This is a genomic window from Halobacillus sp. BBL2006 (assembly GCF_000786645.1).
Lineage (GTDB): Bacteria > Bacillota > Bacilli > Bacillales > Halobacillaceae > Halobacillus.
This window is the reverse complement of record NZ_JRNX01000074.1, coordinates 1-15,455: the sequence shown is the minus strand read 5'-3', so window position 1 is coordinate 15,455 and position 15,455 is coordinate 1. Positions and strand designations below refer to the sequence as shown.

16 protein-coding genes are annotated in these 15,455 nt (G+C 41.4%); 12 read left to right on the top strand and 4 right to left on the bottom strand.

Going from position 1 to position 15,455, the window contains the following annotated elements; all coding sequences use genetic code 11:
• Positions 1-75: 75 nt before the first annotated feature.
• Together LD39_RS02865 and LD39_RS02860 are read right to left on the bottom strand one after the other, a co-directional pair.
• Positions 76-867, bottom strand: coding sequence for an SDR family NAD(P)-dependent oxidoreductase (locus LD39_RS02865; RefSeq protein WP_035542696.1), 792 nt, complete (start codon positions 865-867; stop codon positions 76-78).
• A 324-nt stretch (positions 868-1,191) separates the two neighbouring features.
• The gene (locus tag LD39_RS02860) at positions 1,192-1,734 is read right to left on the bottom strand and encodes a hypothetical protein (protein WP_035542695.1); all 543 of its coding nucleotides are present in this window, start codon (positions 1,732-1,734) and stop codon (positions 1,192-1,194) included.
• Between the two features lie 233 nt (positions 1,735-1,967).
• On the opposite strand from LD39_RS02860, the gene LD39_RS02855 reads away from it, so the two are divergent.
• The 7 genes from LD39_RS02855 to LD39_RS02825 all read left to right on the top strand — a co-directional run bounded on the left by LD39_RS02855 (position 1,968) and on the right by LD39_RS02825 (position 8,674).
• Positions 1,968-2,936, top strand: coding sequence for a M20/M25/M40 family metallo-hydrolase (locus tag LD39_RS02855; protein ID WP_035542692.1), 969 nt, complete (start codon positions 1,968-1,970; stop codon positions 2,934-2,936).
• 316 nt (positions 2,937-3,252) lie between these two features.
• On the top strand, positions 3,253-3,600 hold the full coding sequence (locus LD39_RS02850) for a DsrE family protein (RefSeq protein WP_035542690.1): 348 nt from the start codon (positions 3,253-3,255) through the stop codon (positions 3,598-3,600).
• Positions 3,601-3,614: 14 nt separating this feature from the next.
• Positions 3,615-3,992: a DsrE/DsrF/DrsH-like family protein gene (locus LD39_RS02845; RefSeq protein WP_035542688.1), complete on the top strand. Its 378-nt coding sequence runs from the start codon at positions 3,615-3,617 to the stop codon at positions 3,990-3,992.
• Positions 3,993-4,383: 391 nt separating this feature from the next.
• The gene (locus tag LD39_RS02840; protein WP_035542687.1) at positions 4,384-5,301 is read left to right on the top strand and encodes an aldo/keto reductase family oxidoreductase; all 918 of its coding nucleotides are present in this window, start codon (positions 4,384-4,386) and stop codon (positions 5,299-5,301) included.
• Positions 5,302-5,528: 227 nt separating this feature from the next.
• Positions 5,529-6,725: an iron-containing alcohol dehydrogenase gene (locus LD39_RS02835; RefSeq protein WP_035542685.1), complete on the top strand. Its 1,197-nt coding sequence runs from the start codon at positions 5,529-5,531 to the stop codon at positions 6,723-6,725.
• Between the two features lie 20 nt (positions 6,726-6,745).
• Positions 6,746-8,206, top strand: a complete 1,461-nt coding sequence (locus LD39_RS02830) for a CoA-acylating methylmalonate-semialdehyde dehydrogenase (protein WP_035542683.1) — start codon at positions 6,746-6,748, stop codon at positions 8,204-8,206.
• 168 nt (positions 8,207-8,374) lie between these two features.
• Positions 8,375-8,674, top strand: a complete 300-nt coding sequence (locus LD39_RS02825) for a rhodanese-like domain-containing protein (RefSeq protein WP_035542680.1) — start codon at positions 8,375-8,377, stop codon at positions 8,672-8,674.
• Between the two features lie 85 nt (positions 8,675-8,759).
• On the opposite strand, the gene LD39_RS02820 is transcribed toward LD39_RS02825, so the two are convergent.
• On the bottom strand, positions 8,760-9,194 hold the full coding sequence (locus LD39_RS02820) for a hypothetical protein (protein ID WP_369793212.1): 435 nt from the start codon (positions 9,192-9,194) through the stop codon (positions 8,760-8,762).
• 151 nt (positions 9,195-9,345) lie between these two features.
• Positions 9,346-10,860 (bottom strand): BCCT family transporter, encoded by a 1,515-nt coding sequence (locus LD39_RS02815; protein ID WP_035542679.1) that lies wholly within the window; start codon positions 10,858-10,860, stop codon positions 9,346-9,348.
• 533 nt (positions 10,861-11,393) lie between these two features.
• On the opposite strand from LD39_RS02815, the gene ectA reads away from it, so the two are divergent.
• The 5 genes from ectA to LD39_RS02790 all read left to right on the top strand — a co-directional run.
• Positions 11,394-11,885: a diaminobutyrate acetyltransferase gene (ectA, locus tag LD39_RS02810; RefSeq protein WP_231572501.1), complete on the top strand. Its 492-nt coding sequence runs from the start codon at positions 11,394-11,396 to the stop codon at positions 11,883-11,885.
• Between the two features lie 18 nt (positions 11,886-11,903).
• Positions 11,904-13,193 carry a diaminobutyrate--2-oxoglutarate transaminase gene (gene ectB, locus LD39_RS02805; RefSeq protein ID WP_035542676.1) on the top strand — a complete coding sequence of 430 codons (1,290 nt, stop codon included), beginning with the start codon at positions 11,904-11,906 and terminating at the stop codon, positions 13,191-13,193.
• Positions 13,190-13,582: an ectoine synthase gene (locus tag LD39_RS02800; RefSeq protein WP_035542674.1), complete on the top strand. Its 393-nt coding sequence runs from the start codon at positions 13,190-13,192 to the stop codon at positions 13,580-13,582. Before ectB ends, LD39_RS02800 begins: the two co-directional genes overlap by 4 nt.
• Before the next feature lie 382 nt (positions 13,583-13,964).
• Entirely contained in the window at positions 13,965-15,089 is a 1,125-nt protein-coding gene (hisC, locus tag LD39_RS02795) for a histidinol-phosphate transaminase (RefSeq protein WP_035542671.1), read from the top strand.
• A partial coding sequence (locus tag LD39_RS02790; RefSeq protein WP_035542669.1) for a thiamine pyrophosphate-dependent enzyme occupies positions 15,086-15,455 on the top strand: 370 nt, incomplete at its 3' end. The genes hisC and LD39_RS02790, both read left to right, overlap by 4 nt.

The window sequence follows — 15,455 nt, the reverse complement described above, 5'->3', positions numbered from 1 at the left end:
TCTACCTTTCTGTTAATACAACACTTTTTCAGTGGCTTCCTACATGGAGATAGGGGCTTTCCTAAATAAGGCAACTTAAAGCAGCGACCCCGCTCCATCAATGTACATTTCCGTCCCTGTAATGTGCCTGGAGGAATCAGAGGCGAGGAAAACTACAACGTCAGCCACTTCTTCGGGGTGCCCTGGCCGATTTTGCAATGGCTGGTTACCTTCTGGGTATTCAACTGGTATTCTTATTTTTTCTATCGCTTCATCATCTGGGTGAGTGTTATCACCGATGTTCGTTTCGATCGCTCCGGGACAGATGATGTTCACTCTGATACGATACTGGGCTAGTTCAAGTGCGGCCATTTTACCAAAAGCCATTTGCCCGGCTTTAGACGAACTGTAAGCGGAAAATCCGAAGTTAGAAAACACTCGGTTTCCGTTTACAGAGCTTGTGATAATGATACTTCCGCCTTCCTTTTTCATGTAGGGAATGGCATTTTTGACAGTTAAGAATGTACTCCTTAAGTTAGTTTCAATGGTCTGATCCCAATCCTCTACTGTCATCGCTTCAATCGAGGTGATTTTCCCATTAATACCGGCATTTGCAAAAATGGCATCTAATCTTCCGAAACGGTCGAATAGCTGCTGGTAGCATTCTTTGATCTCTTTTTCTTTAGAAACATCCGTTTCAATGATCAGCGCCTCTCCCCCAAAAGCTTCTATTTCCTTTTTCGTTTCCTGTGCATTTTCTCCATTGATATCGGCAAGGGCAATTGCTGCTCCTTCTTTAGCAAGCTTAATCGCTGATGCTTTTCCCATCCCTGAGCCGCCCCCGGTTACTAGAGCCACTTTCCCTTCTAAATTATGATTTGAAGACATAATGATCGAACTCCTTCTCCTATATGATTCAACTTTAGTGGATTTATACCCCAGTACGTGAATATGTAACGTTTGTTTTGGAGATTCTATTTGTTTTCTAAGAGAGGTGGGTTAAAAAATATTTTAAGAATGCTCTCTTGGTATTTACGAATATGATAGCGTTATTTAAGAATTGCTTTGTAAAATTGAAGAATGACCGTAAGCCATTTTTAAGTGTTGGAATAACTCATCAATCTTAATAAAAGAAAGCCCCTTATCCATTCGGAAAAAGGGGCTTTTTTGAGTTTTTGAAGTGTACCGTTAATCTAGTTTTATACTATAGCTTTATTCCCAATACGTGCACCCTTCAAAGAATGCATCCTCCAAGGTAGACTGCAGAATTTCCGGCAATCGTGAATCGATCTCATTGGCTTCCATAACTTCAATACGTTTGCCGCCCACAAGACCTTTGAAGGTGATTCTCTTATCTTTGTTCACATACAGGCGTCCGATTTCTTGTTCAATTCCTAAAGATTCGTGTTTGGATTGGAAGACGATCAGCCCGGTGATATACTCATTTCTTCCTTCTTGGAGGGCTACCTTCTTCCAGTTAGTCGTTTCCTTCAACGCTTCTACTCCAGATTCTGAAATTAGATCAGGATCACGAAGGATAGACACGTCCTCTATCTTAGTTACCCCTAGCATACTGTTGTAAGCGGCGACGGCAATGGTGTTCCCTTCGAGGTTTAGGATGGCATCTTGCTGTCCGGAACATAACTGGCTGGTGAGATCTTTGATGAGGTCAAATACTTCCTGAGTGTTACGCTGAATATCATTTTCCAACTCAAATACGGCCTTTTTTTCATCAAGCAGTTCTCGAATATCCATGGTAATCCCTCCTAAAATTAATGTCACGGTACGTATTTCCATTAAATGGCTGTTGTTAAACGTGATTGATTAAAGTTAGGGAAAATTGCTTAGGTTAGTTTTTTTTTAGGGCCGAAGGGTAATAAAAGTTTTTCTGGATAAGATTTTCAATGATTTTGTCGAATCTATTCCTTTTACTTACAAATTCTATTAATCTATTACAAATACCATCAAAATCGGAAGGGGTTCGACGAATGAAACAAAAAATATCCGTTATACTTTTTGCTTTGATATTTGGAATACTTACGATGGTGGGGAGTGCTTCAGCAGATCCAATTACATACCATCCATCACTAGCCCATAAAGATGGAGCGATGGCCTATCAGCACATGAATTACTTGGCTTATGACATCGGCTCAAGAATTGCGGGATCAGAAAATGAAAGAGAAGCAGCAGAGTATATCAAAGGTCAGTTTGAACGAATCGGGTTAGACACAGAAATTGAGGGTTTTAATTTTTCTTCTAATAAGTCGTCTTCTAATGTAATTGCCTACAAGGAAGGAAAGTCCAGCAAACAGATCATTGTAGGAGCTCATTACGATTCTGTTTCCGCCGGGCTTGGCGTCGATGATAATGCCTCTGGCGTAGGGGTTCTTTTGGAAGCCGCAGAAGTGTTAAAGAATATCAAGACTCCATATTCTATTGTATTCATTGCATTTGGAGCAGAAGAGGTTGGGTTGCGAGGCTCCAAATACTATGCCAATCACATGTCAGCGGAAGAGATTGAAAAGACGATCGGTATGATTAATTTAGACAGCCTGGCTGTTGGAGATCAAATGTATGTGTACGGGAACGATGGAGAAGATGGGTTCATTCGTGATCAAGCATTAGCCATTGCGGATAAAAAGAAATTAGATGTGGAAACCAATCCAGGTCTTAACCCTGACTATCCTGCGGGGACAACTGGAGACTGGAGTGATCATGCTCCTTTCAAAGCAAAAGGCATTCCTTATGGCTATTTAGAGGCAACAAACTGGGAAATTGGAGACCTGTACGGCTATCAACAAACCGTAGAATACGGGGAAGTCTGGCATACGGAAAACGATACGCTAGAATTTATTGAAGAAGAATATCCCGGTCGGGTACAGGAACACTTATCGACGTTCAGTACATTGTTGACGGATTTGCTTAAGTTTATGGACAAGACGAGTACCTCTAAATAATGATAATTTAAAAACCCTCGTTAATGCGGGGTTTTTCTTATGAATTCCTTTTCTGTATCAAAATTAACTCCCACAGAACTTTGGGGTAACCTAAGGAAAGCTTGGTTAAATTACCAATACTTATTCATCAAGCTTTTAGGATCGTCTTAATGTATTGATTTGGTTTCTCTGTTGTATAGATTTACCACTTTTATTATATACCCAGTGGGGTATATAATAAAAGTGTGAACTAATCTAAAATCCATTTAACACTAAGTCAATTCTTACCTCAATACTTCTAGGCAGTAATAACTGTTTTAGGAAAGAAGGTTTTCGTATGGATCAAAAGAAAGTCGTTTATTTTGTGTCGTTGAGTTCTAATGTGCCCTATGTTTTAAAGAAAGCCCTTCAAATGGTCGAACAGAATTATGAAGTCGCCATCTTTTTTGATCTTGATGGTGCTCGTGTACTAGATAAACGATATCTAAACTTCATTGATCGAACACACGGCACTGACCTTGCCTCATTAATAAAATTTTCCTTAGACGTTGGAGTTCAATTATTTGGCTGTCAAATGAATGTATTAATGGAGGATGGATTGGAGTTAATAGAAGGAGCAGAATTAGCGGGAGTTGTAACCTTTTTAGATATCGCCTATCAGGCAGATGCGGTATTAAGCTTTTAAAGGGGGAGTTCTACATGTCAAAAAAGGTTGTCGTTCTAGCTCTTCACGATAAATTGGAATCCGTCTATCCACCATTAAATATTGCTGTTGGTGCTGCTTCTTCAGGTGCAAATGTAAAACTTGCCTTTTCGAGAAAAGGATTGAATATCATTAATAAAGAATATATACCGTCTCCATCTGAAGGATTAGAATATTTATCTCATGCCTTAACTCATTTTAATGCTCCTTCGATCTATGACCTTCTTGAAATAGCTGTTGAATCTGGAGTGGAATTTTATGTCGTCGATTTGGATATCAATAATGAGGATGATTTTTCATATCCAGTCGAACAAGTTCCCATTAAATGGGTGTTAAATGAAGCGGTTTCTGCAGATTTATTTGTTCATTTTTAATAGATTACTTTTTGGAAATTCCTATACCTTAATAATATGGAATGTCTGATGTGGGCTGAGGTCAAAGTGTAACTATGACACTCTTTGAATCTAAACTGGCTCCAAAAACTAGCGGAGGAAAGTGACATAAAGACAAGCTTTCGATACGTGCATTTTCTCTTGTTTTCTATAAGTGATGCCACTTTCCTACGGGAGGGTGGCTTTTTTTTGTGGTTGAAGAACGTTGTTCCATGGAGTGAATGCAGTGAGTAAAGAGAAGAAACTTTATCAACAGTCTATGGGGATGGTTTTCTCGTTGCTTTTAGGTTGCCTTGGAAAAGCAAGCGTTATCAATTACTATCATCAACGGAAAGTGTTAGGATAAAAATATTAAAGAAAAGAGGTGGCTTTTTTGAAGAAAATTAAGTTAGGAAACAGCGAGTTAGAGGTTGGTGAAATTTCTTTAGGCTGTATGCGAATGAACGAACTAAGTAAAAAAGATGCGGCTGAAGTCATCGAAAATGCATTGGATTGCGGCGTTGATTTGTTTGATCATGCCGATATTTATGGCGGAGGAGAATCAGAAGAAGTATTTGCTGATGCCATCAATATGAATGATGACGTTCGTGAGAAAATGAAGTTGCAGACAAAATGCGGGATACGTAAGGGTTTCTTTGATTTTTCCAAAGAACATATTCTGAAATCTGTTGAAGGAAGTCTGCGCCGATTAAAAACCGACTATGTGGACAGTCTTCTGCTTCATCGTCCTGATGCCTTGATGGAGCCGGAAGAAGTGGCGGAAGCTTTCACGGAGTTAAAGGAAAGCGGGAAGGTCCGTTATTTTGGCGTAAGTAACCAGAACCCAATGCAAATGCAGCTGTTAAGCAAGTATTTGAAGGATGATTTAATCGTCAATCAGCTTCAGTTAAGTCTTGTACATACGCCAATGATTGATGCGGGGTTCAATGTAAACATGCAAAATGATCCTGCTATTGTGCGAGATAGTAACGTGATCGAATATTGCCGCTTGAATGATATTTCTATTCAGGCCTGGTCTCCCTTCCAGCACGGAATGATCGAAGGTCCGTTCATTGGAAATGATGCGTTTCCAGAGGTGAACGCCAAACTGCAAGAGTTAGCTGAGAAAATAGGCGTAACAGATTCAGCGATTGCAACCGCATGGATTTTACGTCATCCAGCGAATATCCAACCGGTAGTGGGCACCATGAACAAGGGACGTTTGCAAGACATCGCTAAAGCATCTCATATAGAACTATCAAGACAAGAGTGGTATGAACTCTATCGCGCGGCCGGAAACGATCTGCCATAAATCACCAAAAGACTTACCTGAATTTGACCTTAACAAAAAGTATGATATAAAGAGCCTCTCTTTCGTTCGCGAAACTTATGAGAGGCTTTTTTATGCGGAAAAATAGAAAATTAACTGTTACGAAATCAGTTTATATGAAGGAAACTGTCTTCTTTAGTCGAAGTTAATTGGTAAAAGGAGGTAATTGTTATCGAGAATCTGGAGAATGTGAAGGAGTGGCTATATAGATGACTCATCCCTCTGTTTTTCGTATGCCAGCTTCGATTAATTATGGACGGCAGGCATTTAAAGAAGTAGGCGAACTGGCAGCAAGTAAAGGGAAGAAAGCTCTGATCATTAGTGATAAGGTGATGGAATCTCTTGGATATGTCGAGGAGGCATGTGATTACCTATTAAACGCCCATGTGGCCAGTGAAGTTTATGTAGGAGTCGAGTCAGAACCGACAGATATTTATGTAGAAGAAGCATTAGAATTACTCAAGGCGAAGAATTGTGATGTCGTCCTTTCTCTAGGGGGTGGAAGCTGCATCGATACGGCGAAAGCTGTCGCAGTTTTAGCAGCCAATGGTGGATACATCGGAGATTATATGGGAGGAAGGAAATGGGCTGATCAATCCCCCATTCCACACATTGCAATCCCTACAACAGCAGGAACGGGTTCAGAGGCAACCGATGACACGATCATTACTAATATTTCTAATGATGTAAAAATGATGATTAAACAGCCAGCTTTTATGCCGGAAACAGCGGTGGTCGATCCAATTCTGACGTTGACTTCGCCTCAGCATGTCACGGCGGCGACAGGTATTGATGCGCTTAGCCATGCCCTGGAGGCTTATATATCTAAACAAGCTCATCCGATGACAGATTTAATTGCGTTATCCTCTATGGAGTTAATCGTAAAGAATATAGAAACGGCCTATGCTGACGGGGAAAATGTAGATGCCAGAGAGGCGATGGCGTTAGGGGCATTGCAAGGGGGCATGGCTTTTTCGAATTCATCCGTTTGTTTAGTGCACGGAATGTCACGGCCGATAGGGGCGTTATTTCATGTTCCGCACGGTTATTCAAATGCGATGCTTTTACCTGCTGTATTAGAATTCAGCAGAGAGCCTTCAATAAAGCGGTTAGCGGATTTAGGGAGAATTTTTTCTGAAGATGCAAAAGATTACCCGGATGAAGAAGCTGCTGATCTTGCCGTAACTTCTGTAAAAGCATTATGCTTAAAGTTAGGGATCCCTAATTTAAGTGAATGGGGAATTGATAAGCATAAATTTGAAAGCGCTATCAAGAAGATGGCATCTGATGCTCTAGAAAGTGGCAGCCCAGCGAATAACCCTAGAGTTCCCAGTCAACTAGAAATTGAATCACTATATAAAGACTGTTATGACTATGATTTTTCATTGGAAATTAAAGTGAGATAAATAGGGAGGAGAAATTACAAATGACGCATACAACAGTAAAAACCATTCAAAATTATATCGGTGGTAAATGGATAGACGCTAAGACGAACAAAACAGAAGCCGTTTATAACCCAGCCACAGGTGATGTAATTGCGAACGTACCGATTTCAACTCCGGAAGACGTCGATCATGCAGTGAAAGCTGCGAGTGAAGCCTTTAAAACTTGGAAAGAAGTACCCGTGCCAAAACGTGCACGTATTTTATTTAAGTATCAACAGCTGCTTGTCGATCATTGGGATGAGTTGGCAGAGATCGTGACGATGGAAAATGGAAAAAGTTTTAAAGAAGCTCAAGGCGAAGTCCAGCGAGGAATTGAGAATGTGGAATTTGCTGCAGGAGCGCCGACATTGATGATGGGAGATCAACTTCCTTCTGTAGCCGAGGGCCTTGAGTCCGGCGTGTACCGCTATCCGATTGGCGTTGTGGGTGGTATCACCCCATTCAACTTCCCCATGATGGTTCCTGCCTGGATGTTTCCGATGGCCATTGTGACAGGAAATACCTTTGTATTAAAGCCGTCTGAACGAACACCGCTATTAGCCAATCGCCTAGCAGAGCTGTTTGAGGAAGCTGGCTTACCGAAAGGCGTTTTCAATATTGTCCATGGAGCGCATGACGTCGTGAATGGATTATTGGATCATAAAGATGTGGCCGCCATTTCATTCGTTGGCTCTCAACCAGTAGCGAAATATGTGTATCAACGCGGAACGGAGAATTTGAAGCGGGTCCAGGCATTGGCAGGGGCCAAAAACCATTCCATCGTGTTAGAAGATGCCAACATGGACAATGCTACGACCCAAATCCTTAATGCCGCATTTGGCTCTGCCGGAGAACGATGCATGGCCGCTTCAGTGGTCGCAGTTGAAGAATCAGTGGCTGATTCTTTTATTGAACAACTTGTTCAGAAAGCCAATGAGATAAAAATAGGAAACGGATTGGATGAAGGAGTGTTCCTCGGCCCGGTTATTCGCGAAAAACATAAAGAACGCACATTAGAATATATTGAAACGGGTGAAAAAGAAGGGGCTAATCTTGTCCGTGATGGACGTCATGATGAAGAGGCTCAACGGGAAGGGTATTTTGTAGGGCCGACTATTTTTGATAACGTCACGACAGAAATGAAAATTTGGCAGGATGAAATCTTTGCGCCGGTTCTTTCTATTAGTAGAGTGAAAGATCTAAATGAAGCTATTGAATTAACAAACAAGTCGCGTTTTGCGAACGGTGCCTGTCTATTTACGAAGGATGGAGCAAGTGTAAGGCAGTTCCGTGAGAAGATTGATGCAGGGATGCTTGGTGTCAATATTGGAGTGCCGGCTCCAATGGCTTTCTTTCCGTTTTCAGGCTGGAAGGATTCGTTTTACGGAGATCTTCATGCCAATGGTAAAGATGGTCTTGAGTTTTATACTCGTAAAAAGGTTTTGACGTCTCGCTGGGTTTAAGGTAAGAAAAAAGCTTCACAGAAGTTTAAGAGACTTTTTGTGAAGCTTTTTTATTTAAAGTTATTAGTTCGAGCAAATAGAACTAATTCCAAATATATGTTTTTTTATATACCTGGTGAGGTACATAACATATGTCAGATTCTTAAATGAAATGAGGAGGTATTTAGTATGGCAGCAAAAGTCGATCCAGAAGTGGTAAAAGAGAAGCGCAATCAAAACGATACGGAAATTCTGGATGTGCGGACAAAGGAGGAAGTTGAAGAGGGTATGATTCCAAACGCTCATCACATTCCTTTGGATCAAGTAGAAGAGGAAATGAACCAGCTCGACAAAGATACAGAGTATATTACTGTCTGTGGTTCTGGAAAACGTGCAGATAAAGCCGCTGATCTGTTGAATGAAAATGGATATCAGGCGAAGACGTTAGAAGGCGGCATGCAGGCATGGGACGGCGAAGTCACGAAATAAGTAATATATTAAATCATGTACAGAGGATAGGTAGAAAGAAAAAGAGAGCTGATTTTCGATCAGCTCTCTTTTTGGTAGATTCTTCTTATAAGCCCTGGAGAAGCATGCTATCCTGTTCACGCACTTGATCATAGGATTCTATTAGTTCTTCTGGTACCAGAGTTCTTCCGTATTCCCAGGCGTTCTTTTCAATTTCAGATTGAAGAGCTTCTACTTCTTTATCTTCTCCATACATAAGAGTCCTTAGGTCGTGTCTATGCTTCTTGAATGTTAAGTAATAGCCGATCTCATGAAAAACAATGATCTTAACTAAATTCTCCTCGGTTTCTTTGATTTTAATTTTACTCATATATCCATTCACTTGAAGGTAATTAAAGCTGATGGTATTCGTTGACACGTTAAAGCTCATCGGCGCATTTAGATTATTATTAATTTCAAAATTAATATCCAGCTTGTGCTCTTGCAAGATATTATCGATGATTTTCTCGATATTCCATATGTATAACATCTTGTAAATCACGATCCCTTCTCGTTGTTTCGTAAGGATAATTTTTACTTTAATTGAAACTATACAGCCACAATAGACAAATGAAAAGTGTTTCAAGGACTGTTTTTATAAAAAAATTGATGACTAAAAATAAACCTCTCAATTTGAGAGGTTTATTTTGACATCAAGCTGATTTATTCTCTGTTTTATCCTCATTTTTCTGAAGTGCACGTTTATCCGCATGTAATGCTTTAAATAGTGAGAACACCATCAACAGCATAATAAACGAGAACGGAAAGGCTGCAGAAATTAATGCATTTTGTAGTGCCGTCAGTCCGCCTGTATACAAAAGTACGGCAGCGATGGTCGACTGCGCCACACCCCACGCGAATTTCACGGTCTTCGGAGGATTTAGTGATCCGTTTGTCGTTTGCATTCCAAGGACGAAGGTAGCCGAGTCTGCCGATGTAATGAAGAACGTACCGATCAGCATCATCGCAACAATTGATAGGAATACACTCATTGGAAATTGATCAAAGACACCGAACAAGACCTGTTCATCTGGAAGACTGGCGATGTCAGCGCCACCTTGCTGGGTCTTGATTCCTGTAGCTCCAAAGGCAGTCATCCAAAGGAAGCTGACTACCGAAGGGACGAGCAGGACACCAGATAAAAACTCTCTGATCGACCGGCCTTTGGATACACGAGCGATGAAAATCCCCACGAACGGAGCCCACGCGATCCACCATGCCCAGAAGAACACCGTCCAGTCCATAACCCATTGTTTTTCTTCCGCATCGTTAGGATTCAGACGTAAGCTTTCGGTAGGCAAGGTTTGGATGTAAGAACCTATTGTATCGGTAAACGTATTGGCGATATAAACCGTCGGACCGATGATTAGCATCGTGACAAATAGAATCGCCGCAAGTCCCATGTTCGCGTTACTCAAATATTTGATCCCTTTACTTAACCCTGTGTAAGCGGACAGCATAAATAAGACCGTAACCACAGCGATAATGACGAGCTGGATCCAGAATTGTTTTTCAATGCCTAATAAATAAGTGAAGCCTCCATTGATTTGCGCAGCACCGAACCCGAGCGTCGTGGCTACACCAACAATCGTTGCAAAAACGGCAATGACGTCAATGGCCTTGCCCCATGGACCTTTCATTTTGTCACCAAAAATCGGTTCTAAGGTCGCGCTGATTAAGCCAGGTTTTCCGTGTCTGAATTTAAAGTAAGCCAGGACTAAAGCGACGATCGCATAAATGGCCCATGCGTGAACGCCGTAATGGAAAAACGTAATCCGCATGGAGTCCCGTATTGCTTCTGTTGTTCCTGGTTCTGCAAGAGGTGGGGTTTTAATATAGTGGGAAACAGGTGAAGCGGCACCGTAGAAAACAAGTCCAATTCCCATGCCGGCGCTAAAGAGCATCGCGAACCATGTAGAATAGCTATAATCTGGTTTGTCATCCGGTTTTCCAAGTTTTATCTTCCCGTAAGGACTGAAGATTAAATATAAACAGACGATGACGAACAAAGTAACAATTAATAGATAATACCAGCCAAAATGAAGGGATATGTAGCTCTTTACATTAGCGGAGATGCTCTCGAAATTCTTTGGGGCCAGTGCTCCCCAAAACGATGCAGCTAATGTAATCGCTAATGTGATCCAAAACACTGAGGTTATTTTTTTCATTGTTCTCTCCTTCCAGAATTCGACCTAATTACATATAAATAGGAAGAATTCGATAGTATGTTAAATCTATACCCATAAGAAGAGAGGGTAAACAATATGGGGAAAGACTGCCTGGATAAAGGAAGTTTTTATTTTTATTAACGACGGGTACAAAGCATTACTTCAACATCAATCTTCTAAAATAATCTTCAGTAGAAATATTTTGCGGTGAAAAACGTCCCCTTCCGAAAATGGATCTATTTTATTAGTTTATTAATTTCATGAAAGTAGTTCTAAAGATCTAATGTCCTTGTTCTGTTAAGGGTTTTATAAGGTGCATTTTTGAAAACAAGAGGATATCCAATTAAAGTGCCCTTTGGTAAAGCTTTACACCTAATTTTTACCACTCACTGTTTGTTTTCGTAAGTTTGCTAGAAAAACCGTTCGTAAGCGGCTTTGACTTAAGTTTGAAGCTTTATTATTGTCTAAATGAACACTTAGCAGAAATTTCAGAAAACTAATGGGGTGATTTTATTCAAACAATGACGGAAGATGTGAAGAACTATCAATTTGACGTACCAGAAAAGACGGATGGGGCAGCGGCTTATGAGTTGATTGAAGAAATCCCTATCCTTGACTTGAATTCATCCTACAGCTACCTGCTTTGGTGTGAATTTTTTAACGAGACCTCAGTGGTAGTGAAAGATGGGGAAGACACCGTTGGGTTTATTTCCGGTTTCATAAAACCCGCATCGCCGGATACTTTATTCATCTGGCAAGTTGCCGTCGCTGAATCCGAACGGGGACAGGGGCTGGCGACAAGAATGATCGATCATATATTGGAGCGTCGTGTGTGCCGTGACGTGGAATATATAGAAGCTACCGTTTCACCCTCTAATAAACCTTCGCAAAAGCTTTTCAAAGGGTTTGCCAAAAAGAAGCAGGTTCCTTGCGATACAAGTGTCTGCTTTGATGAAGACGATTTTCCTGGCGAGGAAAATGACCATGAACAAGAAAACAAATTCAGAATTGGACCACTAAAATAACAGGAGGCCCTAATTTAAATGACTAATTCGAATCAGAAAACGGACATGAGCGTATTTGAAAATCTTGAATCAGAAGTGAGAAGCTATAGCCGCAGTTTTCCTACCATTTTTGAAAAAGCAAAAGGGTATCAGTTATGGGATGGAGAAGGAAATACTTACGTCGATTTCTTCGCAGGAGCCGGTGCCTTGAACTACGGGCATAACGATGATGCGATGCAGGAGAAGTTGATTGAATATATACAGAGTGATGGATTATTACACAGTCTCGATATGGCAACAAATGCACGCGCGGCCTTTTTACAAAAGTTCAATGAAGTCATCCTTGCTCCAAGAGACATGAACTATAAAGTTATGTTTCCTGGGCCAACAGGAACCAATACCGTTGAGAGCGCGCTTAAAATTGCCAGAAAAGTAACCGGACGTGAAAAAGTGGTAACGTTTACAAATGCGTTCCATGGCATGACAATCGGATCCCTTTCGGTAACCGGGAATGCGTTTAAGCGTCACGGTGCTGGGATTCCGCTCACTTACAGCATGGCTATGCCATATGACGACTATATGGACGGCTATGACTCCCTGGAATACCTGGAAAAAATGATTCAAGATGGCGGAAGCGGCATTGACTTGCCGGCAGCCGTTATTCTCGAAACGGTTCAAGGAGAGGGCGGAATCAATGCTGCGAGCTTTGAATGGCTGAAAAAAGTCGAAGAACTTTGCCGCCTATTAGACATCATGCTGATTGTCGATGATGTACAGGCGGGGTGTGGGCGTACGGGTACGTTCTTCAGTTTTGAAAAAGCTGGCATTTCGCCGGATGTTATTTGTCTGTCTAAATCAATCAGTGGCAGCGGATTGCCAATGGCGATCACCTTGATTAAGCCGGAATATGATCAATGGGGTCCTGGTGAACACAATGGTACATTCCGCGGCAACAACCTTGCATTCGTAACGGCTGCTGAAGCGTTGAACCACTGGAAAACCGCTGAGTTCAGCGAAGCGATTGAGCAGAAGAGCGAACTTTTCTTAAAACGTCTGCACAAGTTTGTTGAAGATTATCCCGAATTAGAAGGGGAAGTGCGTGGCCGAGGACTTATGCTCGGAATCGCAAGCAAGAAGGAAGGACTGGCAGGTCAAGTTGCAGAGGCATCTTTCCAACGAGGACTGATCATTGAAACATCGGGACCAGACGATGAAGTCCTGAAAATGCTCCCACCGTTGATCATTGACAAAGAGGGAATCGAAAAAGGCCTTGATATCATTGAAGAAAGCATTAAATCCGTACTAGGCAAGGAGGAAGCGAAAGTATGAATGTAGTTAAACTTGAGGATCTAATCGGCACAGAGCGCGAAGTGAAAGACGAGAATTGGAAAAGTAGAAGATTTCTTCTGAAGGATGACAATGTAGGCTTCAGCCTTCACGACACTGTCCTTTATGCAGGAACGGAAACGTATATTTGGTATAAACATCATATTGAGGCGGTTTATTGTATCGAAGGAGAAGCTGAAATCGAAACGGTCGATGATGGCAAAAAGTATGAAATCAAACCAGGAACGATGTATTGTCTGGACGGTCACGAAAAACACTACTTACGCGCGAAGACAGATTTCCGCGTTGTATGTGTTTTCAACCCCGCTCTAGTCGGTGATGAAGTTCACGATGAAGAAGGGGTTTATCGGCTTCCTGAGGATAGTAAATAAGATAAAAATAGAGCGCTTGGAAAGAAGCTTCCGAGTGCTCTATTTTTATGGGTGTAGGTGTATGACATCTTTTACCACCTCAGGTCATCCATAATATGGATGACCTGAGGTGGTATTTTTTGTTAACAAAATCAATTCCGGGGATGGTTGTTTATCCAAAAAAATTCATAAACTTTCGATAATATCAGACAATCTTTTTACCATCTGTCGAGTGATAAATCCTTTAGGTATGAGATTTAGCTAGGAATGGTCTTTATGAATTTTAGTGCGATAACGTGATGGAACTTTAAATGATATTCTTGAGGGAAAATTTAGATAATTCTAAAATATATAGTGGTTATATCAAATTTCCTATAAATGGATTTAGAAGGAGGAACGCCTTATGGTTAAGCCACGTCCGCAAATCGATAACATTGCAATGTATTCACCAGGAAAACCGGTGGAAGAACTCAAGCGGGAAAAGGGGCTATCAAAAATCGTCAAGATGGCTTCGAATGAGAATCCTTTTGGTTACTCACCACTTGCTGCTGAAGCTATACGTACTGAAATGAAAGAAATCCCGTTATATCCAGAGGTTACTTCGCCATTGCTTGCTGAAAAGTTAGCCAATAAACTTGGTGTCTCGTCTACTCAAGTATTATTTGGAAATGGTTCAGATGAAATTATCCGATTACTAACGAGAACTTACATAAACGAAGGTGATGAGGTCGTGATGGCAGGGGTGACATTCCCGCGCTACAAAACAAACGTCATCATCGAAGGCGGTGTTCCCGTTGAAGTTAAAATGCAAGACGGCGGAACGCATGATTTAGAAGCGATGGCCGAGGCCATTAATGAAAAAACAAAAATGGTGTTTGTCTGCAACCCGAACAATCCGACCGGAACGATTGTAGACAAAGAACCCTTACAGACCTTTATCGAAAAAGTCCCCTCACACGTCTTACTTGTCATGGATGAAGCCTATTATGAATACGCTGATTCCTCTCAATACTTAGAAACCCTCCCAATGCTTAATCAATACAAGAACATGGTCATTTTAAGAACCTTCTCGAAAGTTTATGGTCTTGCCGCCTTGAGAGTCGGCTACGGACTGGTGGCTGCTGAAATGGTAAATGACTTACATAAAGTGAAAGAGCCGTTCAACGTGAACCGGCTGGCACAAGCCGCTGCCTCTGCTTCGTTGGATGATGACGAGTTTCTTCATGAGAGCATTCGCTTGAACAAAGAGGGACGCGAGTTTTTAACGAAACAATTCGAAGGTATGAATCTATCTTACTTCCCAACGCAAACCAACTTTATCATGGTCGATGTCGGTGCTCCTGCTGAAGAAGTCTACGAGTTTCTATTAAATCAGGGAGTGATTATCCGTCCGGGTCACTTGATGGGCTATCCTACAATGATCCGCGTAACAATTGGTGAACAAAAGGATAATCAATACTTTATTGATTGTCTGCAAGCCTTCTTGCAAGAGTACCCAACAAGTGAAGAAGGGGTGTTGAAAAAATGAACATGCTAGAGAGATTTCCATTAATCCAATACATCAATGAAGATGGAGAGCTTTTACATAAAGATGTAAAAGATAAGCTCACGTTCGACTCTCTTAAACTTTTTTACGAAAAGATGTTGAGGGCCCGTATGATGGACAAAAAATGTGTAAACCTGCAGCGGCAGGGAAGAATCGGCACTTATGTGCAGTATGAAGGCCAGGAAGCGGCCCAGGTTGGAAGTGCCCTTGCGATCGAAGAAGGCGATTGGATGTTCCCGACGTACCGGGATCATGCAGCAACAATGACATTCGGTCATTCGCTGCGTAACTTACTTTTATATTGGGTCGGCCGAATTGAAGGCGGAATCCCTCCAGAAGGAAAAAATA

Bases quoted from the DNA above. Each gene is read 5' to 3' on its own strand.
- LD39_RS02865 (WP_035542696.1), bottom strand. From the start codon at position 867: ATGTCTTCAAATCATAATTTAGAAGGGAAAGTGGCTCTAGTAACCGGG.
- LD39_RS02860 (WP_035542695.1), bottom strand. From the start codon at position 1,734: ATGGATATTCGAGAACTGCTTGATGAAAAAAAGGCCGTATTTGAGTTG.
- LD39_RS02855 (WP_035542692.1), top strand. From the start codon at position 1,968: ATGAAACAAAAAATATCCGTTATACTTTTTGCTTTGATATTTGGAATA.
- LD39_RS02850 (WP_035542690.1), top strand. From the start codon at position 3,253: ATGGATCAAAAGAAAGTCGTTTATTTTGTGTCGTTGAGTTCTAATGTG.
- LD39_RS02845 (WP_035542688.1), top strand. From the start codon at position 3,615: ATGTCAAAAAAGGTTGTCGTTCTAGCTCTTCACGATAAATTGGAATCC.
- LD39_RS02835 (WP_035542685.1), top strand. From the start codon at position 5,529: ATGACTCATCCCTCTGTTTTTCGTATGCCAGCTTCGATTAATTATGGA.
- LD39_RS02830 (WP_035542683.1), top strand. From the start codon at position 6,746: ATGACGCATACAACAGTAAAAACCATTCAAAATTATATCGGTGGTAAA.
- LD39_RS02825 (WP_035542680.1), top strand. From the start codon at position 8,375: ATGGCAGCAAAAGTCGATCCAGAAGTGGTAAAAGAGAAGCGCAATCAA.
- LD39_RS02815 (WP_035542679.1), bottom strand. From the start codon at position 10,860: ATGAAAAAAATAACCTCAGTGTTTTGGATCACATTAGCGATTACATTA.
- ectB (WP_035542676.1), top strand. From the start codon at position 11,904: ATGACTAATTCGAATCAGAAAACGGACATGAGCGTATTTGAAAATCTT.
- LD39_RS02800 (WP_035542674.1), top strand. From the start codon at position 13,190: ATGAATGTAGTTAAACTTGAGGATCTAATCGGCACAGAGCGCGAAGTG.
- hisC (WP_035542671.1), top strand. From the start codon at position 13,965: ATGGTTAAGCCACGTCCGCAAATCGATAACATTGCAATGTATTCACCA.